This is a genomic window from Pseudolabrys sp. (genome assembly GCF_035943735.1).
Lineage (GTDB): Bacteria > Pseudomonadota > Alphaproteobacteria > Rhizobiales > Xanthobacteraceae > Pseudolabrys.
The window spans coordinates 63610-89583 of sequence record NZ_DASZBV010000005.1 but is presented as its reverse complement, the minus strand read 5'-3'; the positions used below and the strand labels follow the sequence as shown (position 1 = coordinate 89583).

Sequence of the window (25974 nt, the reverse complement as noted above, 5' to 3'; positions counted from 1 at the left end):
CGGCGCGCGTCGGGCCGGCGGCAATTCCGTAGAATCCCGATTTGGAATTTATGCGGGCGTAACGTCCCAGTCTGGCAATATCGTACCAGTTATTCCCGCGAAGGCGCCGGCGACAAGCTCATTCACCAGCAAACGGGCCGGATCGACCGGGCCGGGCATCTTAACCTGCCCCTTCGGCACTCGCTTGAAGCCGACGCGGCCGTAATAGGGTTCGTCGCCGACCAGGAAGACAAGCTTGTGCCTCTGCGCCCTTGCGTCCTTGAGCGCGCGCTCCATCAAAGAGCGGCCGATGCCGTGCGAGCGGAAGGGCGGCTCGACCGTCAGCGGCCCGAGCAGCAGTGCCGGCGCCGCCCCGATCCGCACCGGCGTCAGCCGCACCGAGCCGACCAGCAGGGTGCCGATGCTGGCGGTGAAGGACAGCGGCAGCAGGTGCCCCCGCCCCTCGCGGATGCGGAAGGCGGTGCGGGCATAGCGGCCCGGCCCGAAGGTGCGCTCGTGCAGCCGCTCGATGGCCGCATCGTCGTCCGGGGTCTCCGCCCGTATGGTCAGCGCCAGTTCGCTCATGCGAGCCGATTAGCACCTGCCCTTGTGCAGGTCTATTCGCCCGTGGCCTTCTCCACGGCGGCATCCTAAATGAGGGGCGAAAAGGCGAGGTAGACCCATGGGACTTCTGGTCGACGGCGTGTGGCAGGACGACGTTTCGCGCACCAAGGACGGGCACTTCGTCCGGCCGGCGTCGAAATTCCGCAACTGGGTGACCCCGGACGGCAGCCCCGGCCCGACCGGCGACGGCGGTTTTGCGGCGGAGCCTGGCCGCTATCATCTTTACGTGTCGCTGGCCTGCCCCTGGGCGCACCGCACCGTCATCTTCCGCAAGCTCAAGGCGCTGGAGAGCGTGATCTCCATGTCAGTCGTATCGCCCGACATGGGCCGCGACGGCTGGACCTTCGACACGGCGAGCGGCTCGACCGGCGACGCGCTCAACGGCAAGGCCAAGCTCTCGGAAATCTACGTGCTTGCCGAGCCGCGCTACACTGGCCGCGTCAGCGTGCCGGTGCTGTGGGACAAGCAACGCAAGACGATCGTCAACAACGAGTCGCCCGAAATCATCCGTATGTTGAATTCGGCGTTCGACGCCTTCACCAACGTGCACACCGACTACTATCCGAGATCGCTGCGGGCCGAGATCGACCGCCTCAACGATCTCATCTATCTGAACGTCAACAACGGCGTCTATCGCGCCGGCTTCGCCACTTCGCAGGCCGCCTACGAAGATGCGTTCCGCAATTTGTTCGACACGCTCGACGAGATGGAACAGATCCTGTCGCGGCAGCGCTATCTCGCCGGCGGCGAGATCACCGAGGCCGACTGGCGCTTCTTCTGCACGCTGATCCGCTTCGACGCCGTCTATTACTCGCACTTCAAGTGCAACTGGCGGCACATCACCGAATACCCGAACCTGTCGAACTACGTGCGCGATCTCTACCAGGTGCCCGGTGTCGCCGAGACCGTGAGCCTCGAGCAGATCAAGCGGCACTATTACTGGAGTCAGAAGCAGGTCAATCCGACCGGCATCGTGCCGGTCGGGCCGCAGCTCGATTTCGCCGCGCCGCACGACCGCGCGCGATTCGGTTAGCTCACCACAATTCGCTGACGGTAACGCCGCGGAACACCTCGTCGATGCGCGCGCGCGTGGCGCGGCTGGTCTCCTCCGGCAAAGCATCGATGGCGAAGAAGCCGTGCTCGACGATCTCGCGGTTCGGCCGCGGCGGGCTGTCCTGCAGGAAGTCGCGCACGATGAACAGCGCGACGTGGTCGCGCCGCGAGATGCGTCCGTTGAAATAGATGGCGAAGAGCTGCGGCTGGCCCTTGAGCTGGATGTTGCCTTCCTCACCGAGTTCGCGCGCCAGCGCGGTGAGCATGGTCTCGCCCGTCTCCACGCCGCCTCCCGGCATGTGCCAGCCGTCGACATAGGAGTGCCTGACCAGGAAAATACGGCCGTGGCCGTCGATGATCATGCCGCGGGCGCCCAGAGTCGCGCCGCGGGCGAAGCGCCAGTAGAAATGCATCATCGGCCGGATCACCGGCTCCAGCCGGCGGCGGAGACGCTGCAAGGTCATGACGGGTCTTCTCGCACCTGCCCCATCAACGAGGCGTTACCGGACGGGGCTGGGCTGGGGCAAGCGGACCCGTTGCGGTTTGGAATGGTTCTAATATACGTCTAAGGCCGTTCAAGCCATCGAGTGCGAAGGGGCATCCTTGTGAAGAATTTTTCCGACCTGACCGAGCAGGAGGTGCTGGCGCTGGCCATCACCAACGAGGAGGAGGACAGCCGCATCTACCGCGGCTTCGCCGAGGGCCTGCGCGACCAGTTCCCATCCTCCGCCAAGGTCTTCGACGAGATGGCTGACGAGGAGGTCACGCACCGCACCCGCCTGTTCGACCTCTACCGGCAGAAGTTCGGTGAATACCTGCCGCTCATCCGCCGCCAGGACGTGAAGGGCTTCATCACGCCCAAGTCGACCTTGTGGCTGATGCGGCCGCTCGGGCTCGAGGACGTGCGCAAGTTCGCAGAGGACATGGAATTCCAGGCGGAGCGCTTCTACCGCCGCGCCGCCGAGAACGCGCGCGACGCCTCGGTTCGGCAGTTGCTGGTCGACCTCGCCGAGGCGGAAGCCGGGCACGAGTCGCTCGCCCACAAGCTCTCGGAAAGCATCCTCACGGCCGGCGCGCGCGAGAAGGAAGACGCGACGGCCAAGCGCATGTTCATGCTGCAATACGTGCAGCCGGGCCTCGCCGGACTGATGGACGGATCGGTGTCGACATTGGCGCCGCTGTTCGCCGCCGCCTTCGCCACGCACCAGACCTGGGAGACCTTCCTCGTCGGCTTGGCCGCCTCGGTCGGTGCCGGCATCTCGATGGGCTTCGCCGAGGCGCTGTCCGACGACGGCTCGCTCACCGGCCGCGGCACGCCATGGCTGCGCGGCGCCGTGTGCGGCCTGATGACCACCGTCGGCGGCCTCGGCCATACCCTGCCCTATCTCATCCCCGATTTCTTCTACGCGACCGCGGTGTCGGTGATCGTCGTGATCTGCGAATTGTGGGCGATCTCGTGGATCCGCACAAAGTTCATGGATACACCGTTCCTGCAGGCGGCGTTCCAGGTCGTGGTCGGCGGCGTGCTGGTGTTTCTGACCGGTATTCTGATCGGAAGTTCGTGAGGAGAACGCGGATAAGGCAGGCGCAGCCACGGGCATCATGCCCGGCCAACCGGGTCCGGCCGAAGGCCGGCCCGGTCGCAGGCTTGTGCCGGGCGGCCACGTCTTCGATGATATGTCCCCCCCAAGACGTGGATGGCCGGGACAAGCCCGGCCATGACCAATAAGTGTTCACCCTCGCCCATCTCTCCGACCTGCATCTGTCGCCGCTGCCGAGGCCGCGCCTCAGCGAGCTCATGAACAAGCGCATCACCGGTTACATCAACTGGCTGCGCAAGCGGCGGTTCCTGCACGACCGCGCGGTGCTCGAAACGCTCATCGAAGATCTGAAGGATCAGGCGCCCGACCACATCGCCATCACCGGCGACATCGCCAACATCGCGCTTGAGGAGGAGTTCGTGCGCGGCCGCAACTGGCTGCAGCACTTGGACTCGTTCAAATCCGTAAGCTTCGTGCCCGGCAATCACGACGCCTATGTGCGGCACGCTGTGCGCTATGCGCCGCAGTGGGCGCCCTGGATGACCGGCGATGATGGCCTCGTCGGCTTTCCTTACGTGCGCCGGCGCGGACCGATCGCGCTGATCGGCCTGTCCACCGCCATAGCGACGCCGCCGTTCATGGCCACCGGCCGGCTCGGCGAGGCCCAGATCAAGGCGCTGGGGCCGCTGCTCGACAAACTCAAGACCGAAGGCCTGTTCCGCGTCATCCTCATCCATCATCCGCCGGTCACCAAAGCCGCGGAGCACAAGCGGCTCCTCGATGCCTGGGCGCTTGTCGAGACGATCGCGGCGCATGGCGCCGAGCTGTTGCTGCACGGCCACGATCACCTGCACATGCTCAACTGGCTCAAGGGACCTGCCGGCACGCGCGTGCCGGCGGTCGGCGTACCATCGGCTTCGGCGGCGCCAGGCCTGTCGCACGACGCGGCGGCCTACAATCTCTACCGCGTCGACGGCGCGCCGGGCGCGTGGCGCTGCGAGATGGTGTCGCGCGGATTCGCTGACGGCGGGAGGATCGTCGAGAGCACGCCGGTGAGCCTCTCGGCGTCGTCCTGAAAGGCGCCCCGCTTTCGCGGCGACGATCGGAAGAACACAGCCAAATCGAGAGTGCGCGCCTACTGCGGCGGGGCCGTGATCAGCACCGCCGCGACAAGGCCTATCACGCCGACGATCAGGCCGAGCAGGAACACGCGCACCGCGTGCCAGCGCCGGCGGCGGCGCTCGACGCGCAGCACGGTCTGCGCCACCGGCCGCCCCGCATCGTCGGCGAGCGCCCGCTCGCGCTCGACCAGCCGGCCGGCGACATAACGCGTCACCGCCTGCCTGATGTCCGGCACCTCATAGCTCTCGGCCAGCACGGCGCGGCCGTAGCGGGTGTCCTGCACGAAGCGATACTGCCGCTTGTCGCGCCCCATCTCGACATGGGCGATGACGTCGACCCACAGCCGCGGCACGTCGCCGCGGGAGATACCGCGATCGAACAGCTCGACCTCGTCGGGAATGTCCTTGAACACCGGGTCGAGCGCCTCGTTGAGCAGCTCGAGCCGGGCGAGCTCGGCGTCGCGCAGGTCGACGACGACGGCCGACCGCTCGGCCGCCTCGATGCGCGCCTCGCGTACCGCGTCCTTGAGGTCCGTGCTGGCGGGCTGTTCCGCCTCGGCCTTGGTCCGGCGTCCGAACATAATGGTTAATCTAGCAGGTCGAATCGGCCGCCGCAAAGCGGGATAGCCCACGTTTTCAATAGCTTTGCTCCTTAACCGGACGCTTTCAGGCCGTAGCGGACGCCCCAGCCGAGCCCCGCCTCAGTGCTGGTGAGGGGGCGGTATTCGGCGCCGACCCAATGCGGATAGCCGAGGCGGTCGAGCTCGGCGAAGACGAAGGGGTAGTTGATCTCGCCGTCCGCGTTGGGCTCGTGCCGCACCGGCACCTGCGAGCACTGCACGTGCGCGATCAGCGGCTGATACTTCTTGAACCGCTCGATGAGATCGCCGCCGACGATCTGCACGTGATAGAAATCGTACTGGATGAAGACGTTGTCGCTGCCGACCTGGCCGATGATGTCGGCCGCCTGCTCGACGCTGTTGAGAAAATAATTCGGCACGTCGCGCAGATTGATCGGCTCGAGGTAGAGCTTGATCTTCTTCGCTGCGGCCTCGTCGGCGGCGCGCTTGAGGTTTTCGACGAACACCCGCTCGGCCTCGCGCCGCGCCGCGGGCGCGACCATGCCGGCGAGGCAATGGATGGCGAGCCCGCCGACGCCGCCGACGAATTCGATCGCGCGCGCGAAAGACGCCCGCCATTCCTCTTCCCGCCCCGCCAGCGCGCCGAGGCCGAACTCGTTCTCGTTCCCCTGTGGCGTGTTGATGCCGAGCACCTGCACGCCGCTGCGCTCGACCGCGCGACGGAAGTCCTCGACGGCGATGCCGTCGGGAAAGCGGCCCTCGATCGCCTTGAAGCCGGCTGCCGCCGCGGCCTCGATGCGCTGCAGCAGCGGGCGCTCCGTGAACAGGTAGCCGAGATGGGCAGAGAAACGAGGCATGGCTTGCAACCCTTGCACGACTGACGTGACCGCTATTTAGTGCAGGTCCCGCTCGCAAACACAATTCGGGTCATGTCCGCCAATTCCGCCTTCCACATCGCCGTGCTGCCAGGCGACGGCATCGGTCACGAAGTCATGGTGCCGGCACTCGAGGTGCTGCGCCGCGTCGAGGCGACGACGCCGGGCCTCTCGTTCCGCTTCGAGGAAGCGCCCGCCGGCGCCGACGAATATCGCGCCACCGGCAGGTCGATGTCGGACAAGACCATCAAGCAGTGCGAGACCGCAGACGCCATCCTGCTTGGCGCCTGCGGCCTGCCGAGCGTGCGCTACCCCGACAACACGGAGATCATGCCGCAGGTCGAACTGCGTTTCATCTTCGACCTTTATGCCGGCGTGCGGCCGGCCCGTCTGATCCCCGGCGTGCCCTCGCCGATCGTCGGCGCGCACGAGCACGGCATCGACTTCGTGCTCATCCGCGAGTCGACGGAAGGCCTGTTCGCTTCCATGGGCAAGGGCGTCACGACGTACGACGACGCGCGCGAGACCCTGGTGGTGACGCGCAGCAAGACCGAGCGGCTGTTCGATTTCTCGCTGCGTCTTGCGGAGCGGCGCAAGAAGCGCGGCAAACCCGGCAGACTGTCGCTGGTCGACAAGGCGAACGTGTTCAAGGCGTTCAACTGGCAGCGCGACATCTTCAACGAACGCAAGGCGAAATTTGCCGGCGTCGAGACCGAGATGCTCTATGTCGACGCCTGCGCCGCGATGATGGTGCTGCGGCCCTGGCGCTTCGACGTCATGGTGATGGAGAACATGTTTGGCGACATCCTGTCGGATCTCGCCGCCGGCCTCATTGGCGGCCTCGGCATCGCGCCGTCGGCCGACATCGGCGACACGCACGCGGTCTTCCAGCCATGTCACGGCACCGCGCCGGACATCATGGGCCAGGGCAAGGCCAACCCGACGGCGATGATCCTGTCGGCGGCGATGATGCTCGATTGGCTGGCGGACAAGCACGATCAGCCGGCCGCGGCGGACGCCGCGCAGCGCATCGAACGTGCAGTCGACACGGCTTACGCGGGCGGGCTCAAGCCGATGGAATATGGCGGCGGCGACGGCACGGCGGCGATTGCGAAGGCGGTGATGCAGGCCTTGGGATAAGCATTCGTGTCCCGGGTCTGCGTCGCAACATTGCATGTTGCGCCGCGCCCGGGACACAAGCTCACAGCCCCACGAACGCCCCGATCGCTTTCAGAAAAGCCTCCGGCTGCTCCAGCGGCGGGCAATGGCCGCAGCCGGGCAGTTCGATGTACTTCGCGCCGGCGACCTTCTCGGCGATCTCCTTGTTGAGCGCCGGCGGCGTCGCCTGGTCCAGCTCGCCGCAAACGACTAAAGTCGGCACGCGCACGTGGCTCAACAGCGGCACCAGATCGGTCTCCTGCAGAATCTTGCAGGCGGCCTGGAAGGCCTTCGGCTCGATGCCGAGCAGCACCTGCTTGCGCTCCTCGATCTTCTCCGGATGTGCGGCGAGATAAGTGGGCGAATAGACGCGCTTCGCCGCGATCTCGGCGACCGCGCCGAGCCCGGCCTCGGCCACCTTCTGCGCCATCACCGCGAATTGCTGGCGGCCTTCCGGCGGGAAGCCCGCCGCCGCGTCGCTGACCACGAGGCGAGAGATGCGCTCCGGATGCGCGATGGCGAAGGCCAGCGCCACCGTGCCGCCGAAGCCGTTGCCGATCAGCACGGCATCGCTCGAAATCTTGAACTCCTCGAAGCCGTCCTCGATGCAGGCGACATACGCGTCCATCAGCGCCAGCACCGGGGGCTGCGAGCCGTGGAAGCCTGGCAGATTGAACAAAGTGACGCGGTGCGTTTCGGCCAGCTTCGGCAACACCGGATCGAAGGCATGGCGGTCGGCAAGTAGCGAATGCAGCACGACTATGTCGGGGCCCTCGCCCGTGCGCACGGCCTTCAGCGCGCCGCGTCCGGCGCTGAGTTCTTCCAACTGCATCTCAAGCCCTCCATGCCCCGCGGGCAATGTCGCAACGGCCGAGATAACGCGCAAGGGCACGAAATCGACGAGTCGCCGGCATGAAAAAAGCCGCGCCCGAAGGCGCGGCTTTTCGAATGCGATCCGAGGCGGGCGGGCGGCCTTACGCGCCCTCGCGCCAGATGCCGAGCGCTTCCTGCGCCGGCCGGTCGGAGATCGAGAACAGCACCGCATCGGCGTTGCCGGTGACGTTGTGCTGATAGCGCTTCCATGGCGGCACCACGAACACGTCGTTGACGCCCCATTCGAACGGCTTGTCGTCGATAATGGTGGTGCCGGTGCCCTCGGCGACGCAGAAAACGGTGCCGTCGGTCGAGCGGTAGGGTTCGCCCTTGAAGCCCTTCGGCAGCAGCGACAGGTTCGCGCCCATCGTCGGGATCACCGGGCCGCCGTTGATCGGGTTGGCGTAGCGCACGCGCGCGCCATGACGCTTGTCGACGTCACCGGTCTTCTTCAGGCGTTCGAGGATCGGCTTCATCTTGGAATACGGGTAGTTGATCACCGGCGTACGCATCGACGACGCGGGCGCGCCATCCGGCAACACGCCCATGGCGTAGCGCTCGAACGAGTCACCGTCCTCGTGATTGACGTTCTGCATCTTGTCGTCGAAGTGATGCGCGAACGACGCCTGGAAGTGATTGACCGTCGGCATGTCGAGCACGTCGAGCCACATCACCGGCTCCTTGCCGGGATTGCCGTGGTCGTGCGGCGCCCAGTTGGCGGTGATGATGAAGTCGCCGTGCTCCATCATCGACTTCTCGCCTTCCACCGCCGTGTAGGCGCCCTTGCCCTTGAGCACGAAGCGGATGGCGGAGGCGACGTGCTGGTGCGCGTCGGCGATTTCGCCGGGCATGATGAGCTGGATGCCGGCGAACAGCGAGTTGGTGATGCGCGATTTGCCGGGATCGCCGGGGTTCTCGAGCACCAGCACGCGGCGCTCGGCCTCCTCGGCGGTGATGACCTCGCCGGCCTCGAGCATCAGTTTCTCGACCTGCGGGAATTTCCACAGCGCCGGCACCATCTGCGTCTTCGGCTCGGGCGTGACGAGGCCCTTGAGGACCTCCCAGAGCGGCGCGAGATGGAACTCCGAGATCTTGTCGTAATAGGCCTGCCGGGCGTTCTGGATGTTGTGCTTGGGATCAGCGTGGGCCGTGGCCGTCGCCATGGGATTTCCTCCGTTGGCCGATAGTTCGATTTGTAACCAGTATAGCGGATCGGCGGCCGGGCGGAAGGGCCCATTCGACCGGGCCGATGCGATCAGCGGGCGGGAACGAGCGGCATCAGGAGGTAGCTCGCGCGGTCGTCGCCCGTATGGATGGCGCAGCTTCCGCCAAACAGCGCGCCCGGGCGGTCGGCCGGATCGTCGTGCAGGAAGATGCCCGACCCCTTCATGAGCCCTTGCGTCTCCGGTCGCTCGAAATCCTTGCCGGCGATGGTCAAAGCCAGGGTATAGCCGACCGGCACAACGATCGATGTCGGCCATATCTCAACGTCGACCTCGTAGGTCTCGCCCGGCACCACCGGAAGACGTTCGTCATGCGGGTGATACGGTTTATCCGGCCGTGAGCGCGCCGGATCGATCTTGCGCTGCGACACGCGCAGCCAGCCCTGCGACACCGGCGCCTTCGGATCGTTGGCACCGACGAAGGTGACCTCGCCGCCGTGCGGATCGAAAACGCGCAAGGTGAGGAACAGGTCCATGTCTGCTGTGCTGCTCGACACGAACAGCTTGGCCGCGACCGGGCCGGTGAATTCCGTATCGGCGGCGAACGGCGCACTCCGCAGCGTCACGCCCGAGCCGAACGCTTCGTATTCGGCCTTGCCGGCCGAAGCCGGCTTGTCCGTGGACAGCGTAACCGCGCCGGCATCGAGATAGTAACGGGTCCATTGCGTGCGCGCGAGCGGCCATTCATTTTCGTTGCGGCGGGAGATGCCACGCGGATCACGCACGGTGAGGATTAGCGGCGGCTGCCGGTCCCAGCCATTGTCTTCGCCTTTGAGGAAATGATCGAAGAACCTGCGTTGCAGCACCACAGCGTCCGGCAGGTACATCGACGCGAAATGCGTGTCGGTATGCATCTCGAGCCATTTCTGCCGCGACGCCGCGCGCTCGAACGCTTCGACATTGCCGCGCAGGTGCAGGCCGAGCCCGCCCCAATTCCCGGCCGAAAGGAAAGGCACGGTGATTCGCTCTGCAACGGGTGTGCGCCCCTTGAAATAAGCGTCGTCAAAGGGATGGTGCAGGCCCGCCTCATAGACGTTGGCCAGATTGCCGGGCAGCATGTCCGGATTGATCGCGGCGCCGGTCGACACCGCGCCGGTGAAACGGTCCCGGTACGGCGTCGCCGCGTTGCCGTTCTGGTTGGTTGCGATCTGCGTGTCCCAGAGCAGCTTGAGGAAAAATGACGAGTAGATGCCGCCGTGACGATAGAAGTCGCGGTAGTGATCGAACATGCCCTCCCACGGGATCATGGCGGCGAGATGCGGCGGCTGCAACGCGGCCGCCTGCCACTGCTTGATCGCGAGATAGGAGACGCCGAGCAGGCCGACCTTGCCGTTCGACCACGGTTGTGTGCCGGCCCATTCGATGCCGTCGTAGTATTCGCGCGTCTGCAGCGGCGCCATCATCTCGTAGAATCCGGGCGACTTGCCGGTGCCGCGCGCGTCGACCACAACGACCGCATAGCCGGCTGGCACCCAGCGTTCGGGGTCCGGCACCTCCCACGTCAGATATTTGCCGCTGGAGCCGTCACGCACCACCTCGGGATGGTCGCGCAGCACGACGTCCCAATAGCGCTTGAAATCGACCGCGACGTCGGAGTCCTTACCGTAAGGCGTGAACACGACGATCGGCGGCACGCGGCCGTCGCGGTTGGGCCGGAACACGTTGCAATAGACGACGTGGCCGTCGGCAAGCGGGATTGGCACATCCTTTTCGATAAGGATGTCGCCGTCCTCGATGACCGTAACGCCGTCGCTCGCCCCGTGCATCTACCGCCCCGCGCTGTAGTCGCTAGTTATTGACCGAGCCGCCGTCCACCACCAGCGACTGGCCGGTGACGAAATCGCTGTCCGACGAGGCCAGGAAGACCAGCGCGCCGACCAGGTCCTCCGGGTAGCCGTCGCGCTTGAAGGCGCGGCTGTTGCGCACCGGCATGCGCTCCTCCTCGACGTGGGTGGCGTTCTCCAGCCCGGTGTCGCTGAGGATGTAGCCGGGCGACAGCGAATTGACGGCGATTCCGTGCGGGCCCAATTCGCGCGACAGCGCGCGCGTGAAGGCGAGCATCGCGCCTTTCGACGTGACGTAAGGCAGCATGCGCGGCACGCCCTTGTAGGCGGCGCCGGAGGCGATGTTGATGATCTTGCCGCTCTTCTGCGCGATCATGTGCGGCGAGACGTGGCGCACCATGAAATACGGCCCGCGCACGTTGACCGCCATGACGCGGTCCCATACCTCGGCGTCCCACTCGTTGAAATTGCGCGGCGAGAGCTTGGCGTAGAGCGCGGCGTTGTTGACCAGGATGTCGATGCGGCCGAAGCGCTGCATCGTCGCGGCGACAAGCGCCTTTACCGAAGCCTCGTCGGCGACGTCGAAACGCTCCGAGACCGCGGCGTCCTTGTGCTTGCCGTTGATCTCCGCCGCGATCGCCGCGCCGTCCTCGATATCGGCGATCATCACACGGGCGCCGGCGGCGGCGAGCGCGCGCGAATAGTGTGCGCCGATGCCCTTGGCGCCGCCGGTGACGATCGCGGTCTTGCCTTGGAGTCTGCTCATGCATTTCCTCCCGTCATGCCCGCTTGTCGTGGGCATCCACGTCTTGTTACAGCAGACCATAGAGACGTGGATGCCCGGCACAAGGCCGGGCATGACGGAGTGGACATGCCCAACGACATCGCCGACCGCCTCGCCATCCGCGACATCGTCGACAACTGGGTGCTGTGGCGTGACGCGCGGCAATGGGACCGCTTCCGCACGCTCTGGCATGCCGATGGGCGGATGTGGGCGACCTGGTTTCAGGGCACGTTCGAGGAGTTCATCGCCGTCAGCCAGCAGGGCTACGATCGTGGTGCGCGGATCCACCACATGCTCGGCGGCACGACCATCGACTTTTCCGGCGATCGCGCCATCGCCCGTTCCAAAGTGGAGATCGCGCAGCGCGGCATGGTCGAAGGCGTGCTCTGCGACGTGACCTGCTGGGGCCGCATCTACGACTTCCTCGAGAAGCGGGACAACCGCTGGGGCATCGTTCTGCGGCGGCACACCTATGAGAAGGACCGCCTCGATCCGCTTGAGGCCGGCACGACGCCCGCGCTCGATGGCGCCCTGCTCGCGCAATTCCCCGAAGGTTATCGCCACCTTGCTTATCTCCAGGCGAAAGCTGGCTATCAGGTCAAAGGCGATCTCCCCGGCCTCGAGGGACCGGCGCTGGCCGCGCTCGATGCCGCGGCCGCGGCCTGGCTTCGGGGCGAGCCGCTCGCCTGAGCCCACGCCTTGCGGTTCACGCGACCGCATGCGAGCCTTCGCCGCAAAAAGCGGGGAGACCGGATGTCGCTGGCCGACAAATTCAATTTACTGGACGGCTTCAACGTTCTGCGCATCGTCTGCGCGGTCTTCTTCGTCCCGCATCTGGTCGGCAAGTTCACCGTTCCCGCGGCGCTGAAATTCTACGTCGATGTCGGCTTCAAGCCGCCGGCGGCGTGGATGTATTTCTCCGCGGTGGTCGAGGCCTTCCTGACGGTGACCTTGTTCTTCGGCATCTATACCCGCTATGCCGCGATCATCGCCTTCATTCATCTGTCCGTCGCCGCCGCGGCACAATATAAGCTCACCCGCTGCTGGACCTGGGTGATCGGCGGCATCGAATATTGCCTGTTCTGGGCCCTCTGCTGCCTGGCGCTCGCGATCCACGGCTGACCTCCTCACCGTAAAAAAAGACCAGAAAGGCTGATCATGGCTAGTGCGCTGTTCTCTCCCATCACGATGCGGGGAATGACCTTGCCCAATCGCGTCGTCGTTTCGCCGATGTGCCAGTACAATTCGACCGACGGCTCGGCCAACGACTGGCATCTGATGCATCTCGGCAATTTCTCGCTCGGCGCCGCGGCGCTGGTGATGACCGAGATGACCAACGTCAATCCGGTCGGCCGCATAACCTACAAATGCGCCGGGCTCTATTCCGACGACAACGAGAAGGCGCTCAAGCGCGTCATCGACTTCTGCAAACAATATGGCCTCGCCAAGCAGGGCCTGCAGGTCGGCCACGCCGGGCGCAAGGGTTCGACGCAGCCGCCGGCGCTCGGCGCCAAACCGCTGACCAAGGAGGAAGGCGCCTGGGAAACCGTCGCCCCGTCGGCCATCCCCTTCGGCGAAGGCTGGCATGTGCCGCACGCGCTGACGCAGGGCGAGATGAAGGAGCTGACCAAGGATTACGTCGCGACCGTGCAGCGCGCCGAGCGCGTCGGCTACGACGTCATCGAGATGCACGGCGGCCACGGCTATCTCATCCACCAGTTCCTGTCGCCGCTCGCCAACCAGCGCGACGACGAATACGGCGGCAGCGTCAAGAAGCGCATGCGCTATCCGCTGGAAGTGTTCGAGGCGATGCGCAAGGCGTGGCCGTCCGACAAGCCGCTCGGCATCCGCGTCTCGGCGGTCGACTGGGTCGATGGCGGCACCACCATCGAGGACACGATCGCCTTCGCGCACGAACTGAAGGCGCTCGGCTGCGACTACATGGACGTCTCGTCCGGCCAGGTCGACGCGCGGCAGAAGATCCCGTTCGCGCCCGCCTACAACGCCCCCTTCGCGGAAGCCGTGCGCAAGGCGACCGGGCTGCCGACCATGTCGGTCGGCCTCATCACCGGCTATCAGCAGGCCGAGGACATCGTCGCCTCCGGCAAGGCCGACTTCATCTGCATCGGTCGCGGCGCCATGTGGGATCCGCGCTGGATGTGGCACGCGGCGGAAGAGCTCGGCGCCGAGGCGCCCTACGCGCCGCGCACCATGCCGTGCCATCCCAAGATGCGGCCGCAGGTGTTTCCGAAGCGGGCGCAGGGCTGAGTGCTTCACCTCTCCCCGCTTGCGGGGAGAGGTCGACGCGCCGGAGCGTGAGCGAAGGCGCGTCGGGTGAGGGGGTCTATCCGCATAGCCGAGCGCGATTGATGCGCCCCCTCACCCGGCTCGGGCCTTTGGCCCTCGCCACTCTCTCCCCGTAAACGGGGAGAGGGAAAATTACGCCTTCACCCGCTCGATGAACTTCGCAAAGCCGGCGAGTTGCTGCTTGACGAAATTGCGCGTCGTCTCGTCGACGAGCTTCATGTCCTTGTCGAACTTGGTCTGCGCCGACGCCACGATCACCTCTGGCGTGCCGAAGATGAAGGCGTTGAGATACGTGAACATCATGCGCATGTGATACTGCATGCGCGAGCCGCCGAGCGGGCCTTGCGAGCAGGACTGGAGCGCCACCGGCTTGTCCTTGAACGGCTGGTCCTTCATGCGCGAGACCCAGTCGATGGCGTTCTTCAACGCGCCGGGGATGGTCCAGTTGTACTCCGGCGAGACGACGATGACGCCATCGGCCGAGCGGATGGCGGCGGCCAGTTCCTCGGCGGCCGGCGGGAAGCCGGATGCCTCCTGGATATCGGCGTTGTACATCGGCATGACGTCGTGAGCGGGCGCCATTGTGAACGTCATCCCGGGAGGCGCGAGCTCCGGCAGCGCACGCGTCAAAGCGGCATTGTACGACCCCTTACGCAGCGAGCCGCAAATGACGAGAATTTTCACCTGATCCGCCATACCTTACCTCTTGTTGCCGCTTCTGCCGGGGGAAACGCCCGGTCAGCGCTGTTCGATCCCGGCTTTTTCGCGCACGCTCTTCCACGTGTCCACTTCGGCGGCGATGTGCGTCGCGAACTCGGCCGGGGTCGAGAGATGCACCACCGCGCCCGCCTTGGCGAGTTGCTCGCGCACCTCTGGGCGGTTTAGCACCTGCGCCAGCGCGGCATTCATCTTGTCGACGATCGCCTTCGGCGTGCCTGCCGGATAGAGCCAGCCGTACCAGCCGACGACGGCATAGCCCGGCACGCCGGATTCCGCGACCGTCGGCACGTCGGGCAGCGTCGGCCACCGCTTCGGGCTCGCGACCGCGAGCGCCTTCACCTGGCCCGCTTTGATCTGGCCCTGCACAGCATGCGCCAGCTCGACGCCGTAATCGAGCTCGCCCGACAGCATCGCTGCGATCACCGCGCCCGTGCTGCGATAAGGGATGTGCTTGGTATCCATTGCCGTGCGCTGCCGCAGCAATTCGGCGGTGAAATTCTGCGTCGAGCCAACGCCGACATCGCCGTAATTGAGCTTGCCCGGAGAGGCCTTGGCGAGGGCGACGAGGCCCTTGATGTCGTTTGCCGGCAAGTTCTTGCGCGCGATGATGACGAAGCAGGAATCGGCGACCCACGACACCGGCGCGAAGTCTTTCACCGCGTCATAGCGGATGGACTTCAGCATCGCCGCCGACACCGTATGCGCGGGGCTGGTCATCAGCGCCGTGTAGCCGTCCTTGTCGGCGCGCGCGACCTGCTCGGCCGCGATCGTGCCGCCGGCGCCGACCTTGTTCTCCACGACCACCGTCTGATGCAGCAACTCCGACAGCGGCTGCGCGATGATGCGAGAGACGATATCGGTGCCGCCGCCGGCGCCGAAGCCAACCAGCACGCGGATCGGCCGATCGTTCGGCCACTCGGCTTTCGCAGGCGCCAGTGCCGAGACGACGACGGCGGCCGTCACGGCCGCCGTCACGATGAGCTTCTTCATTGCATCCTCCCTGAGCCGCGCGCGCTGACCGCGCTTGTTGGTCGGTATCAGGGAACCGCGCCCGCCCCACCCTGTCAAGCGGAGCGGATGCAGCGCTTCAAAGCTTCTCGTCCTCGATCGGATTGCGCAGCGTGCCGATGCCCTCGATCTCAACCTCGGCGACATCGCCGGCCTTCATCCATACCGGCTCCGGCTTGCGCGCGTGGCCGACGCCCGACGGCGTGCCGGTGAACAGGATGTCACCCGGCTCCAGCGTCATGCCTTCCGAAAGATAGACGAGCGATTCCGCAACCGGGAACATGAACAGGTCGGTGTTCGACGACTGCATCGGGTTGCCGTTCAACCGCGTCTGGATCTTGAGGCCCTTGCCGCCCTTCGGCAGTTCGTCGGCCGAGACCATCCACGGACCGATCGCGCCGGTCTGGTCGAAGTTCTTGCCCATGCCCCATTGCGTCGTATGGCGCTGATACTCGCGGATCGAGCCTTCGTTGCCGCAGGCATAACCGGCGATGCAGTCGGTCGCGTTCGCCAGGGTGAGATGCTTGGCGCGCTTGCCGATGATCACGACCAGCTCGCCTTCATAGTCGAACTGGATCGACTTCTGCGGCCGCAGCAGCGGCTGCAGGTGGCCCGTCAGCGAGGACCGCATGCGGAAGAAGATCGACTGGAATTTCGGGATGTTGTCGCGCTGCGGTCCCTCTTTCACATGGTCGAGATAGTTGAGACCGAGGCAGATGATCTTCGACGGCCGCGCCACCGGCAGGCCGAACTTGATGCTGGCGAGCGGACGGCGCGCGGAGGACGGCGCCTTCTTCGCGAGCTCGGCCAGCGGCTTGAGATCGCCATTGCTCGAGCGCAGCCATTCCCCGAGATCGGTGGGAATGGAGGCATCCACCGCCTGCAGGTCGACAACATTGTCCCCATCGACCACGCCAAGGCGCGCGCCGTTGCTAGTCTCGATACCGACGATCTTCATTGCGTTTCCCGCCTGTTCTGTCATCCGGCGCCAGCGGCCGGGCGGCCGATGGCTTAGCGCAGGCGGGCGGGCGGGGAAAGGTCACTCCGCCGGACGCAGGCGTCCGGGCTCTTCCACGTAGGTGAAGGCCTGGATCGAGAAATAGTCCTGCCCGTCAGTCCAGGCGCCGGCCGGCAGCCAGCCCACGCCGCGCGCCAGTGCGCGCAGCGAGTCGAGGCTGTACTTGTAACTATTCTCGGTATGGATCGTCTCGCCGGCGCGGAAATCGAAGGTCTCGCCGGCCACCTTCACTTTCTGCCGCTTCAAGCTGGCGAGGTGCATCTCGATGCGGCTGCGCTCGCGGTTGAAGAAGGCGTGGTGCTCGAAGCAGTCGAGCCGGAAATTGCCACCCAGTTCGCGGTTCATGCGCACCAGCAGGTTGAGGTTGAAGTCGGCGGTGACGCCGGCGGCGTCGTTATAGGCGGCGTTGAGCACCTCGACCGGCTTCACCAGATCGGCGCCGATGATGATCTTGCCGTTCGCACCGAGGATTTTCGCCGCGTTGCGCAGGAACGCCGCCGCCTCGTGCGGCTCGAAATTGCCGATGGTCGAGCCCGGAAAGAAGCCGACACGCACCGGCGCCGCACGCGCCGCCTGCGGCAGGTCGAACGGGTAGCAGAAGTCGGCCACTACCGGCAGCACATCGAGCTTGGGGAAGTCGGCGCGCAATTCGGCCGCTTCCCGCTCGAGCATCTCGCCCGAAATATCGACCGGCACGTAAGCGGCAAGATGCGGCGCTGCGGCGAGCAGGAGGCGCGCCTTCTTGTTCGAGCCGCTGCCGAATTCGACCACGGCGGCATCCTGCGGAATGAGCGCGGCGATGTCGGTGGCCTTGTCGCGCAGGACCTGCATTTCGCAACGGGTCGGATAATACTCCGGCTGCTCGGTGATCCGTTCGAACAGTTCGGAGCCACGCTCGTCATAGAAATACTTCGCCGGAATGTGCTTCGGCGTTTCGCCAAGACCTTCCAGAACGTCGGCGGCAAATGGCGACAGGTCGTCGCGCTTCGGCAAGGAACGGCGGGAACGGGCGAGCGCAACCATGAATGCCTCTACTGTTCGGGAATTCGTCGGTGTTCTGGTGCGTTATGTAATGCGTCAGACAAATTCAGCCAGGCGCACGCTGCTGAACTGCCAACGCGCCGGCGGATAGAAGAAGTTGCGGTAGCTCACACGCTCGTGACCCTCCGGCGTCGCCAGCGAAGAGCCGCGCAGTACCATCTGGCTCACCATGAACTTGCCGTTGTACTCGCCGAGCGCGCCCTCGGCCGCGCGATAGCCGGGATAGGGAAGATAGGCGCTGCGCGTCCATTGCCAAGCGGTGCCGAAGGCATCGGCGAGCAGGCCGGCGCGCGCCGCCGTCTCCCACTCCGCTTCGCTCGGCAGATGCTTGCCGGCAAACCGCGCGAAGGCCTCGGCCTCGTAATAGCTGACGTGCAGCACCGGCGCCGTCGGATCGACCGGCTTCAACCCGCCGAGCGTCATCACATGCCAGACGGCGTCCTTCTGGCGCCAATAACCGGGCGCCTGCCAACCTTCGTTGTGCACCGTGGTCCAGCCGTCGGACAGCCACAGCGACGGCGTCTCGTAGCCGCCAGCCTCGATGAAGGCGAGCCATTCGCCATTCGTCACGAGGTGGCGCGCGATGCGCATGTCGGGGATGAGCTCGTCGTGGAACGGCAACTCGTTGTCGAAGCAGAAGCTGTCGTCCGCGTGCCCGATGGCGTGAATGCCTTTCGGGATCGCGACGAAGCCGCGCGGGCCGGCCGCCGGCTTCGGCGGCTGCCACTGCGGATCGTAGGCGGGACCGGTCGGATTCTGCGCGAAAGCGTGCAGAATGTCGGTGAGCAGAAGCTCCTGATGCTGCTGCTCGTGATGGAGGCCGATCTCGAGAATTGCGAAAACGCGCGACGTCTCGTCGTCCTCGACCGTGTCGATCAGCCGCAGGACTGCTTCGTCAACGTGCGCACGATAGGCCGTCACGTCATCGCCATTCGGCCGCGTGATCAGGCCGCGCTGCGGACGCGCGTGCCGCGGGCCGGCGGCGACATAATAGGAGTTGAACAGGAACGGAAAGCGCTCGTCGAAGATAGCGTAGCCGGGCAGATGTGGCTTGAGCAGGAAGGTCTCGAAAAACCAGGTGACGTGCGCGCGATGCCATTTGGTCGGCGAAGCGTCGGCCATGGACTGCACGATCTGGTCTTCGGCCGAGAGATACGCCGCGCGCCGCTCGGTCTCGCCGCGCACGCGCAGGACGGCGGCTCGCCAGTAGGCGCGCTTATCCTGAAATGGCGCGGCATCGGTCGTTTGAACCGGCGACGTTGCGCTGCGTGCCATGCGTTCTCCGCTCGTTTTCAACGGGTTCGTCATGCCGGCAGCGCCGCCAAGACCCCCAGCCCCATATACGGACCAGGGCCATCATTGTTCCATCCGGGAGGGAGGGCAACCACGCCCCGTCCCCTTCGACGCAGATGTGACCGTGGTGTGATGACGGGCGATGTCGCACGGCGGCCGCGCCATGCCGGCACGGACGTGCGTCGCTACCGACGCTTCAGGGTTCGTCGGGCGTGGTCTTGTCGGGCAGGAAGCCCTTGAAGGCCCATGACGTGGCGAGGCCGAACACGAGCAGCGCGAGCGGCGGCCCCAACAGCAGCACCGGAAGGGCGAGCAGATCGCCGGTCTCGAAGCCGCTCCTGAGCGCCGAGATCGAAAGATAGACGCCCCAGCCCAAGAGCCAGGCGCTCGACGCCAGCACCCATAGCCGCCACAGACCGCGCCGCCAGTTCAGGGGTGCGGACGTATTATCGTTGGCCTGACTGACCCGGAGTCCTGGGATACGCGTAACGGTCGCGGAGGAACGTGGCACGGCACTCTCTCCGGTCGCTGACAATGATGGATAACGGCGACGCACCCGCCGAACCGCGATGATCGCCGCCAATTCTGGCGGAGACGCGGCGAACGAATTCTATGCCGGAATTATCTGGCGTACGAGCGCTTGTGCTCCCGCCATGGTCGCCAGTGCGTCGGGCGAATATCGAGGCGCTGGCGCGTCGCGGCAACGATCCAGCCGTCCGCGATACGGCGGCAGGGAAATACGACCGAATGCTCGCCATCCCGATCGATGACGGCGACCTCCAGATCCCGATCGGTCGGCGCGGCGCCAACAGCCTGCCACATGATGCGTCCGTCTCCGCCGGCAGCGATGACGCTGCTGGCCTTTGCCCTCACCGTTTTCGATGTACGCGCGGTACGCCGGAGATGGTTGATGCAGCGCAAGACGGAAAGGGCCTGCGGGTCAGGACAAGCCCTTAGGATTGTTACGGAAACGCGGTCATGAGTGGAACCCGCGGCGCAACAGGAAGCGCCCGCGCGAGGCCCGAACCGCCACACTCTATTGGGGATGTCGTCACGTCCGGCCGACCGCGTCCCACGACGGCCTGCAACTCGGTAGCGGGGGAGGGACTCGAACCCCCGACCTCCGGATTATGATTCCGCTGCTCTAACCAGCTGAGCTACCCCGCCATTCCGAGTGGCGGACGCAAAGACTGGCGCGATATAGGGAGCCGCGGCGAAGCCTGTCAAGCAAACGCCGCGCCCTCCCCCCGCGTCTATTTCGGCTGCACCGACTGGTCGGGGCTGCCGGGGGTGCCCGGCGGCTTGATGACCGGCATGCGGCCGGCCGGCGGCGTCGGCGCCCGCATCCCGGGGTCGACCTCCTTGGGTGGACAGAGCACCCCGTTCGATTGCGCCAGCTTCTGGCTCAGATTGCTGCCGTCGGGCTTCGCCACGTCGGCGTCGCCGCGCTGGCCGGTGGTCGCCGGCGGCGTTGGATTGGCGCAATCGCGCGACTGCTGAGCGCTGGCCGGCCCGGCGGACGGCGGTTTGCTCGCCGGCGGCGCCTGCGGCAGTGCCACTGTCGGCATCAAGACCGCCGAAAACAGCATTATTCCAAAAGCCCGAACGGTCATGCTCGCCTCCGCTGTCGCCTTGAACAACGGCGCGATGCAGCGGCCGGTTCCGCCGCTAGTCGGCGCGGGCGAAGCGGATCAGCGAGAAATGCCCGAGCGGCTGCACCGGTCGGCGCTCGATCAGCCGCACGCCGCCGTGCCGCGCCGCCCAATCGCTCAGGCGCTTGAACGGGAATTCCGGACGCCAACCGAGCTGGCGCGCAATCGGGGCGAAGCATTGCTCGAACAGCCAGCGCGGCCCACTTTCGGCGCCGAGGTGATTGACCAGGATGATCTCGCCATCCCGCTTCACGACACGCACGAATTCGTCGAGCGTGCCTTCCGGATCCGGCACAGCGGTGATGACGAACTGGGCGACCACGACATCGAAGCTCTCGTCCGGTAGCGCGAGCTTGGCCGCATCCATCACCGACAGGGCCTCGACGTTCTTCAAGCCGTGCGCAACGACCCGCTCGGCCGCCTGCCGCAACATGGGTTTCGATATGTCGATACCGGTGATGCGATTGGCGGCCGAATAGGCCGGCAGTGAAATGCCGGTGCCGACGCCGACCTCGAGGATGCGTCCGCCGCGTGCGCCGCAATGCTTCTCGGCGGCTTCGATCGCCGCCGCGCGGCCCGGCGCGAACACCTTGCCGAAGACGGCGTCGTAGACCGGAGCCCAACGCGCGTAAGCGCGCGCCACGCTTTCCTTGTTGATGTCGCCCATGTCGACTTTTAATACGCGAGCCGCCCGAAACCCGTTCCCCTCGCCCGCGGGACGCCCGTCAGCCCCGCATCGCCGCGAAAGCCTCGTCGCGCTGCGGCGCCGCATCGGCTGCCGCCAGCGCGCTTTTGATAAAGCCGCCGCCGAGCACCCGCGCCTGCCCCTCCGGCGCATCGTAGAAGACACAGGCCTGACCTGGCGAGACGCCGTGCTCGCCGTCCACCAGTTCGACCTCGTAGCCGCCATTGGCCGCAGTGAGCCAGGCCGCCTGCGGCGGGCGCGTCGAGCGCACCTTCACGAACACCTCGCGGCGGTCGTCGGCGAGCACCTCGTCGATGCGGCCGTCGCCGATCCAGTTCACGTCGCGCAAGCTGATGCGGCTCATGCGCAGCGCCTCGCGCGGACCGACCACAACCTGCCGGCGCTCGGCGTCGAGCCGCACGACATAGAGCGGCGAACCGGTGGCGACGCCAAGCCCGCGCCGCTGCCCGACGGTGTAATGAATGATGCCCGAGTGGCTGCCCAGCACCCGACCGTCGCGATCGACGATCTCGCCCGCTTCGGCGGCGCCCGGCTTCAGCCGCTCGATGATCTCCGCGTAATGCCCGGTCGGCACGAAGCAGATGTCCTGGCTGTCGTGCTTATCGGCGACCGCGAGGCCGAACTGGCGCGCCAGTTCGCGCGTTTCCGCCTTGGCGCGCTCGCCCAGCGGAAAGCGCAACAGCTCGAGTTGTTCACGCGTGGTGCCGAACAGGAAATAGCTCTGGTCCCGCTCCTCTTCGCGCGCGCGGAAGAGACCGCGCCCGCCGCCCGGCAAGGGCCGCGAGGCGACGTAGTGTCCGGTGGCGAGAACGTCGGCGCCGAGCTCCCGCGCGGTGTTGAGCAAATCGTGGAATTTGATCGACATGTTGCACTCGACGCAGGGCACCGGCGTCTCACCGTGGATGTAGCTCTGCGCGAAGCGGTCGATCACCGCTTCCTTGAACCGGCTCTCGTAGTCGAGAACGTAATGCGGGATGCCTATGCGCTCGGCGACCGAGCGGGCGTCGTAGATGTCCTGCCCGGCGCAGCAGGCGCCCTTGCGGTGCGTGGCAGCGCCGTGGTCGTAAAGCTGCAGGGTGACGCCGACGACGTCGTAACCCTCCGCCTTGAGCAAGGCGGCCGTGACCGACGAGTCGACGCCGCCGGACATGGCGACGACAACACGGGTGTCCTGCGGACGGCGATCGAGGTCGAGCGAGTTTGGCATGGCGCTTCGTTACTATAGGTAGCGACGGGGTCGGCGCAATGCGGGCGCCACGGTGAACCGGCAGTCCCGGACTGGCCCGGCAAAACCTGCCGGACGCCCTGCAGCGGCTGCCGGCCGGGGCCCGCCTCCGGTCCGTCGACGAACGTACAACCCATTGAAAATACAAGGGAACAGTGGCTACGCCAGATGGCGCGGCGATTGCTTCGCGGGAACCGGATATCCCGGAGGAAGTCTGTGCCCCAAATTGCGTCCCCTCAAGCCCAGGCGCCGTCGCACGCCCAGGCCCATGCCCGGCGCTCCGCGCAGCAGGCGGAGCCCGCTTCCTCCTCGCCTTTTGCCAGCCTCCTCGACGGGACCGACGGGCCCGCGCCGGCTCCGCAGCCGCAGCAAGACCAGCAGGCGCAGCCGCAGCAGGCCTCCGGCCAGCCGGCGGCGGCGCAATCGGCAAAGCCCGACGGCAAGACCGACGATGCCGCGAACGACAACGGCAATGACGCGGCTCCGGCGCCCGGGGCCGCCGAGACGGCGCAGACCGCCGCCGTCCCAATCGTTGCCGCCGCCGCGAAGGCCGTGACGGCCGGCGCCGACCCCGCGGCGGGCAGCGCGACGAGCGCGTCCAAGCCGGACGGTTCGCCGGACAAGGCCGACAAGAAAGATGCCCAGAGCCCCGATGCGGCTGCGAACGCACTGGCGCTTGCCGCCGGCCAGCCGCCAGCCGCCGTCACCCCGCCCGCGGCAGCGACGCCAACTCCGGTCGTGATCGCGGTGCAGGCCGCGCAGCAAACGGCGGCGTCGCCAGCAGCGACCGTCGCCGCCGTTGCCAAAGGCGGACAGCCGGCCGTGCTACCGCAGACCGTGGGCGGCACCGGCAGCTCCGGGACTGCCAAAGCCGCGTCGGCCAAGTCCGGCGCTGGCAAGGATTCCGGCAAGAGCGAGTCGGCGACGACTGCCGATGCGGATACGGCCAAGCCCGCGCTTGCCGCTACCGATGCGGCGAAGGCGCAGGCGACGCCGACCAAGGCGGACACGCCGAACAGCGACGGCGCGCCCGTCGTGACACCCGATCCCTCACAGCAAATGTCGGCGCAGCCCGACCCGAATGCACCGGCCTCCGCGCCGGCAAACGCCAACGCCGCCGCACTTCCCACCGCCGCCGTCGAAAAGATCGTGGCGGCCGCAGGCAAGCCCGCTCAAGCACCGCGCCACGACATCGACGCCACGTCCGCGGTGACTGCGGGCACCAATGCGTTCGGCGCGACAGGTGGCGACCCGACCACGGCCTCGCAGGCATCCGCCTCCGCCGCCGCAAGCGCATCGGGCACCACATCCACCGGCGCCGCGGCCGGCACGTCTGCCGCCCCGGCGGCGACAGCCACGCCGATGCCGGTGGCGGTGCCGCTCTCCGGCATCGGCGTCGAGATCGCCGGCAAGGCGCTCAGCAACAAAAACCACTTCGAGATCCGCCTCGACCCGCCGGAGCTTGGCCGCATCGAGGTGAAGCTCTCGGTCGACCGGCAGGGGCAGATCACCTCGCATGTGATCGCCGACCGCTCCGACACGCTCGACCTCCTGCGCCGCGACGCCTCCGGCCTCGAGCGCTCGATGCAGGACGCCGGGCTGAAGATGAGCGGCAACGGCATGCAGTTCTCGCTGCGCGATCAGTCGTCGAGCGGCCAGCAGAACATGGCCAGCGGCCGGAGCGCACCGCAGATCATCGTGCAGGACAGCGTAACGGTGGATACACCGCGCGGCTACACGGCCTACAGCAGCCGTGTCGGCGGACTCGATATCCGCGTCTGACGAACATCAGGTCTGAAGGATCGATCATCATGAGCGTCACTTCGACAAATCCGGCGGCGACCTCGACGACAGGCACGACCGGCACGTCGGGCACAACCGGCGCCGTCGACAACACGATGATCGCCAGCAATTTCACGACCTTCCTGCAACTCCTGACGACGCAGTTGCAGAACCAGGATCCGCTGAGCCCGATGGACACCAACCAGTTCACGCAGCAGCTGGTCGAGTTCGCGCAGGTCGAACAGCAGATGAAATCGAACGACCAGTTGACAAGCCTCGTCTCGCTGCAGACCTCGGCGCAGGCCAGCCAGGCGCTCGCTTATGTCGGCTCGACGGTCGTCGTGGACGGCTCCTCGGCGCAGATGACGAACAGCCAGGCAAAATGGAGTCTGAACGTCAGCAAGCCGGCGACCGCGACCATCACCATCACCGACTCCAGCGGCCAGACCGTCTATACCGGCAAGTCCGCCGTCCAGCCGGGCGGCCAGATCTTCACCTGGAACGGGCTGGGGACGAATGGCAAGCAGTGGCCGGATGGCACCTACAAACTGACCGCGGCCGCGGTCGACGCCAACAATCAGAGCGTCGCCGTCTCCCCCGAGGTGCAGGGTACCGTCTCGTCGGTCGATCTTACGCAGTCGCCGCCGACCCTGGAGATCAACGGTCAGCCCTATCCGCTCAACACGATCAAAGCAATTCTTTAAGAATTGGGTGACGAAGACCGCCGCCCTTTCAGGATCGCAGAACGGTCGTCGCGATGGATGACCTGCCGGCCCTCAAAAAGCGCGATTTTGCACCCTATATTGCAGCATTGACGGCACTTTCCCGGCCCCGTTCGGTCGCGCGACCCTTACGCCATCCGTAACCAAATGATTACCGGGGCCGGGGCGATGTTCACGAATTGCAAACGTTGCGCTTAGCCAAATTTTAAGCCGCAACCTGTAGATTTTTGCCGAGTAGCCAGTCAGTCGAGTGTGAGTAAGCCATGACCGAACCCCACCGCCCGAGGGTCAAGTATGTCATCGGGCCAGATGGCAGTCCGCTGACCATCGCGGATCTGCCGCCGCCGACCACGAAGCGCTGGGTCATCCGGCGCAAGGCGGAGGTCGTTGCGGCAGTGCGCGGCGGCTTGCTGTCGCTCGAAGAAGCCTGCGCGCGCTACACGCTGACGGTCGAGGAATTCCTCTCCTGGCAGTATTCGATCGACCAGCACGGCCTGGCCGGTCTGCGCACCACCCGCATTCAGCAATATCGCCAATAGTCGTTTCGCATTTCAATTCGTTCCACTGACGCCGGCCCTCGCGGCCGGCGTCGTGCTTTCGGCGTCCCACGTCTTCTGCGCGTTCTTACGCGCCAACGCCGCATCGCCATCTTCCGCAACGCAGCACAAAACTCAACCCACGGCCGAACCATCGCGCGCCGATGCACGCCGTTGCGCGCGATGATTGATCTTGTTCGGCCGATAGAGAACCGAAAGCCAAAGTGATCGCGGAACTGCGAATTTTTTTATCAATCCGGTGATGCGCAAGGGAACGCACAAAACCGCGTGTCGTTGACCCCGGCGCCGCGACAGGAAACGTCTACGAGTTCCGGCAGCGCAAAATTTGCAAACTCGATGCGGCAACA

The 25974-nt window shown here is 66.1% G+C and carries 28 protein-coding genes and 1 tRNA gene; 10 read left to right on the top strand and 19 right to left on the bottom strand.

The genetic code is table 11. The features are described 5' to 3' along the window. Positions 1-48 precede the first annotated feature (48 nt). Positions 49-564 carry an N-acetyltransferase gene (locus tag VGV41_RS02295; RefSeq protein ID WP_326862028.1) on the bottom strand — a complete coding sequence of 172 codons (516 nt, stop codon included), beginning with the start codon at positions 562-564 and terminating at the stop codon, positions 49-51. 97 nt (positions 565-661) lie between these two features. Between VGV41_RS02295 and VGV41_RS02290 the strand changes: the two genes are divergently transcribed. Then, positions 662-1636, top strand: a complete 975-nt coding sequence (locus tag VGV41_RS02290) for a glutathione S-transferase family protein (RefSeq protein ID WP_326862027.1) — start codon at positions 662-664, stop codon at positions 1634-1636. Between the two features lies 1 nt (position 1637). On the opposite strand, the gene VGV41_RS02285 is transcribed toward VGV41_RS02290, so the two are convergent. Further along, the gene (locus VGV41_RS02285) at positions 1638-2120 is read right to left on the bottom strand and encodes an NUDIX domain-containing protein (RefSeq protein WP_326862026.1); all 483 of its coding nucleotides are present in this window, start codon (positions 2118-2120) and stop codon (positions 1638-1640) included. A 141-nt stretch (positions 2121-2261) separates the two neighbouring features. Here VGV41_RS02285 and mbfA point away from each other — a divergent pair, with 141 nt between their 5' ends. Continuing rightward, positions 2262-3221 carry an iron exporter MbfA gene (mbfA, locus tag VGV41_RS02280; RefSeq protein ID WP_326862025.1) on the top strand — a complete coding sequence of 320 codons (960 nt, stop codon included), beginning with the start codon at positions 2262-2264 and terminating at the stop codon, positions 3219-3221. Positions 3222-3385: 164 nt separating this feature from the next. After that, complete coding sequence (locus VGV41_RS02275) at positions 3386-4273, top strand: metallophosphoesterase (RefSeq protein ID WP_326862024.1); 888 nt, start codon at positions 3386-3388, stop codon at positions 4271-4273. A gap of 59 nt (positions 4274-4332) precedes the next feature. On the opposite strand, the gene VGV41_RS02270 is transcribed toward VGV41_RS02275, so the two are convergent. Both VGV41_RS02270 and VGV41_RS02265 read right to left on the bottom strand, forming a co-directional pair. Beyond that, on the bottom strand, positions 4333-4899 hold the full coding sequence (locus VGV41_RS02270; RefSeq protein WP_326862023.1) for a hypothetical protein: 567 nt from the start codon (positions 4897-4899) through the stop codon (positions 4333-4335). A gap of 71 nt (positions 4900-4970) precedes the next feature. Next, positions 4971-5756 (bottom strand): hydroxypyruvate isomerase family protein, encoded by a 786-nt coding sequence (locus tag VGV41_RS02265; protein WP_326862022.1) that lies wholly within the window; start codon positions 5754-5756, stop codon positions 4971-4973. A 72-nt stretch (positions 5757-5828) separates the two neighbouring features. Between VGV41_RS02265 and VGV41_RS02260 the strand changes: the two genes are divergently transcribed. Further along, a complete protein-coding gene (locus tag VGV41_RS02260; protein WP_326862021.1) occupies positions 5829-6914 on the top strand; it encodes an isocitrate/isopropylmalate dehydrogenase family protein in 1086 nt (361 codons plus the stop codon). A 61-nt stretch (positions 6915-6975) separates the two neighbouring features. On the opposite strand, the gene VGV41_RS02255 is transcribed toward VGV41_RS02260, so the two are convergent. The 4 genes from VGV41_RS02255 to VGV41_RS02240 form a co-directional block, all read right to left on the bottom strand. Beyond that, positions 6976-7764, bottom strand: coding sequence for an alpha/beta fold hydrolase (locus VGV41_RS02255; RefSeq protein WP_326862020.1), 789 nt, complete (start codon positions 7762-7764; stop codon positions 6976-6978). Positions 7765-7906: 142 nt separating this feature from the next. Then, positions 7907-8968 carry a gentisate 1,2-dioxygenase gene (gtdA, locus tag VGV41_RS02250; RefSeq protein WP_326862019.1) on the bottom strand — a complete coding sequence of 354 codons (1062 nt, stop codon included), beginning with the start codon at positions 8966-8968 and terminating at the stop codon, positions 7907-7909. A gap of 92 nt (positions 8969-9060) precedes the next feature. Next, positions 9061-10794, bottom strand: coding sequence for a CocE/NonD family hydrolase (locus VGV41_RS02245; RefSeq protein WP_326862018.1), 1734 nt, complete (start codon positions 10792-10794; stop codon positions 9061-9063). A 22-nt stretch (positions 10795-10816) separates the two neighbouring features. Further along, a complete protein-coding gene (locus VGV41_RS02240) occupies positions 10817-11578 on the bottom strand; it encodes a glucose 1-dehydrogenase (RefSeq protein WP_326862017.1) in 762 nt (253 codons plus the stop codon). Between the two features lie 105 nt (positions 11579-11683). On the opposite strand from VGV41_RS02240, the gene VGV41_RS02235 reads away from it, so the two are divergent. The 3 genes from VGV41_RS02235 to VGV41_RS02225 all read left to right on the top strand — a co-directional run bounded on the left by VGV41_RS02235 (position 11684) and on the right by VGV41_RS02225 (position 13864). Continuing rightward, positions 11684-12286 (top strand): nuclear transport factor 2 family protein, encoded by a 603-nt coding sequence (locus VGV41_RS02235; protein WP_326862016.1) that lies wholly within the window; start codon positions 11684-11686, stop codon positions 12284-12286. Between the two features lie 63 nt (positions 12287-12349). Then, positions 12350-12718, top strand: a complete 369-nt coding sequence (locus tag VGV41_RS02230; protein ID WP_326862015.1) for a DoxX family protein — start codon at positions 12350-12352, stop codon at positions 12716-12718. A gap of 36 nt (positions 12719-12754) precedes the next feature. Next, positions 12755-13864 carry an NADH:flavin oxidoreductase/NADH oxidase gene (locus VGV41_RS02225; RefSeq protein WP_326862014.1) on the top strand — a complete coding sequence of 370 codons (1110 nt, stop codon included), beginning with the start codon at positions 12755-12757 and terminating at the stop codon, positions 13862-13864. 171 nt (positions 13865-14035) lie between these two features. On the opposite strand, the gene VGV41_RS02220 is transcribed toward VGV41_RS02225, so the two are convergent. The 11 genes from VGV41_RS02220 to mnmA all read right to left on the bottom strand — a co-directional run bounded on the left by VGV41_RS02220 (position 14036) and on the right by mnmA (position 22548). After that, positions 14036-14599: an NAD(P)H-dependent oxidoreductase gene (locus VGV41_RS02220; protein ID WP_326862013.1), complete on the bottom strand. Its 564-nt coding sequence runs from the start codon at positions 14597-14599 to the stop codon at positions 14036-14038. Between the two features lie 42 nt (positions 14600-14641). Further along, on the bottom strand, positions 14642-15613 hold the full coding sequence (locus tag VGV41_RS02215; RefSeq protein ID WP_326862012.1) for a tripartite tricarboxylate transporter substrate binding protein: 972 nt from the start codon (positions 15611-15613) through the stop codon (positions 14642-14644). A 97-nt stretch (positions 15614-15710) separates the two neighbouring features. Further along, entirely contained in the window at positions 15711-16589 is an 879-nt protein-coding gene (locus VGV41_RS02210; protein ID WP_326862011.1) for a fumarylacetoacetate hydrolase family protein, read from the bottom strand. Positions 16590-16670: 81 nt separating this feature from the next. Continuing rightward, positions 16671-17672: an L-histidine N(alpha)-methyltransferase gene (gene egtD / locus VGV41_RS02205; protein WP_326862010.1), complete on the bottom strand. Its 1002-nt coding sequence runs from the start codon at positions 17670-17672 to the stop codon at positions 16671-16673. Positions 17673-17726: 54 nt separating this feature from the next. Further along, a complete protein-coding gene (gene egtB, locus VGV41_RS02200; RefSeq protein ID WP_326862009.1) occupies positions 17727-18965 on the bottom strand; it encodes an ergothioneine biosynthesis protein EgtB in 1239 nt (412 codons plus the stop codon). A 214-nt stretch (positions 18966-19179) separates the two neighbouring features. Next, positions 19180-19383, bottom strand: coding sequence for a hypothetical protein (locus tag VGV41_RS02195; RefSeq protein WP_326862008.1), 204 nt, complete (start codon positions 19381-19383; stop codon positions 19180-19182). A gap of 221 nt (positions 19384-19604) precedes the next feature. Beyond that, entirely contained in the window at positions 19605-19805 is a 201-nt protein-coding gene (locus VGV41_RS02190) for a hypothetical protein (RefSeq protein WP_326862007.1), read from the bottom strand. Positions 19806-20076: 271 nt separating this feature from the next. After that, positions 20077-20150, bottom strand: a tRNA-Met gene (locus VGV41_RS02185). 86 nt (positions 20151-20236) lie between these two features. Then, positions 20237-20551, bottom strand: a complete 315-nt coding sequence (locus VGV41_RS02180) for a hypothetical protein (RefSeq protein ID WP_326862006.1) — start codon at positions 20549-20551, stop codon at positions 20237-20239. A 100-nt stretch (positions 20552-20651) separates the two neighbouring features. Next, on the bottom strand, positions 20652-21302 hold the full coding sequence (locus VGV41_RS02175; protein WP_326862005.1) for a class I SAM-dependent methyltransferase: 651 nt from the start codon (positions 21300-21302) through the stop codon (positions 20652-20654). A 58-nt stretch (positions 21303-21360) separates the two neighbouring features. After that, on the bottom strand, positions 21361-22548 hold the full coding sequence (mnmA, locus tag VGV41_RS02170) for a tRNA 2-thiouridine(34) synthase MnmA (RefSeq protein ID WP_326862004.1): 1188 nt from the start codon (positions 22546-22548) through the stop codon (positions 21361-21363). A gap of 186 nt (positions 22549-22734) precedes the next feature. Between mnmA and VGV41_RS02165 the strand changes: the two genes are divergently transcribed. The 3 genes from VGV41_RS02165 (at position 22735) to VGV41_RS02155 (ending at position 25609) form a co-directional block, all read left to right on the top strand. Further along, positions 22735-24348, top strand: coding sequence for a flagellar hook-length control protein FliK (locus tag VGV41_RS02165; RefSeq protein ID WP_326862003.1), 1614 nt, complete (start codon positions 22735-22737; stop codon positions 24346-24348). Between the two features lie 29 nt (positions 24349-24377). Then, a complete protein-coding gene (locus VGV41_RS02160; protein ID WP_326862002.1) occupies positions 24378-25052 on the top strand; it encodes a flagellar hook assembly protein FlgD in 675 nt (224 codons plus the stop codon). Positions 25053-25333: 281 nt separating this feature from the next. Continuing rightward, positions 25334-25609 carry a DUF1153 domain-containing protein gene (locus VGV41_RS02155; RefSeq protein WP_056912129.1) on the top strand — a complete coding sequence of 92 codons (276 nt, stop codon included), beginning with the start codon at positions 25334-25336 and terminating at the stop codon, positions 25607-25609. Positions 25610-25974 lie beyond the last annotated feature (365 nt).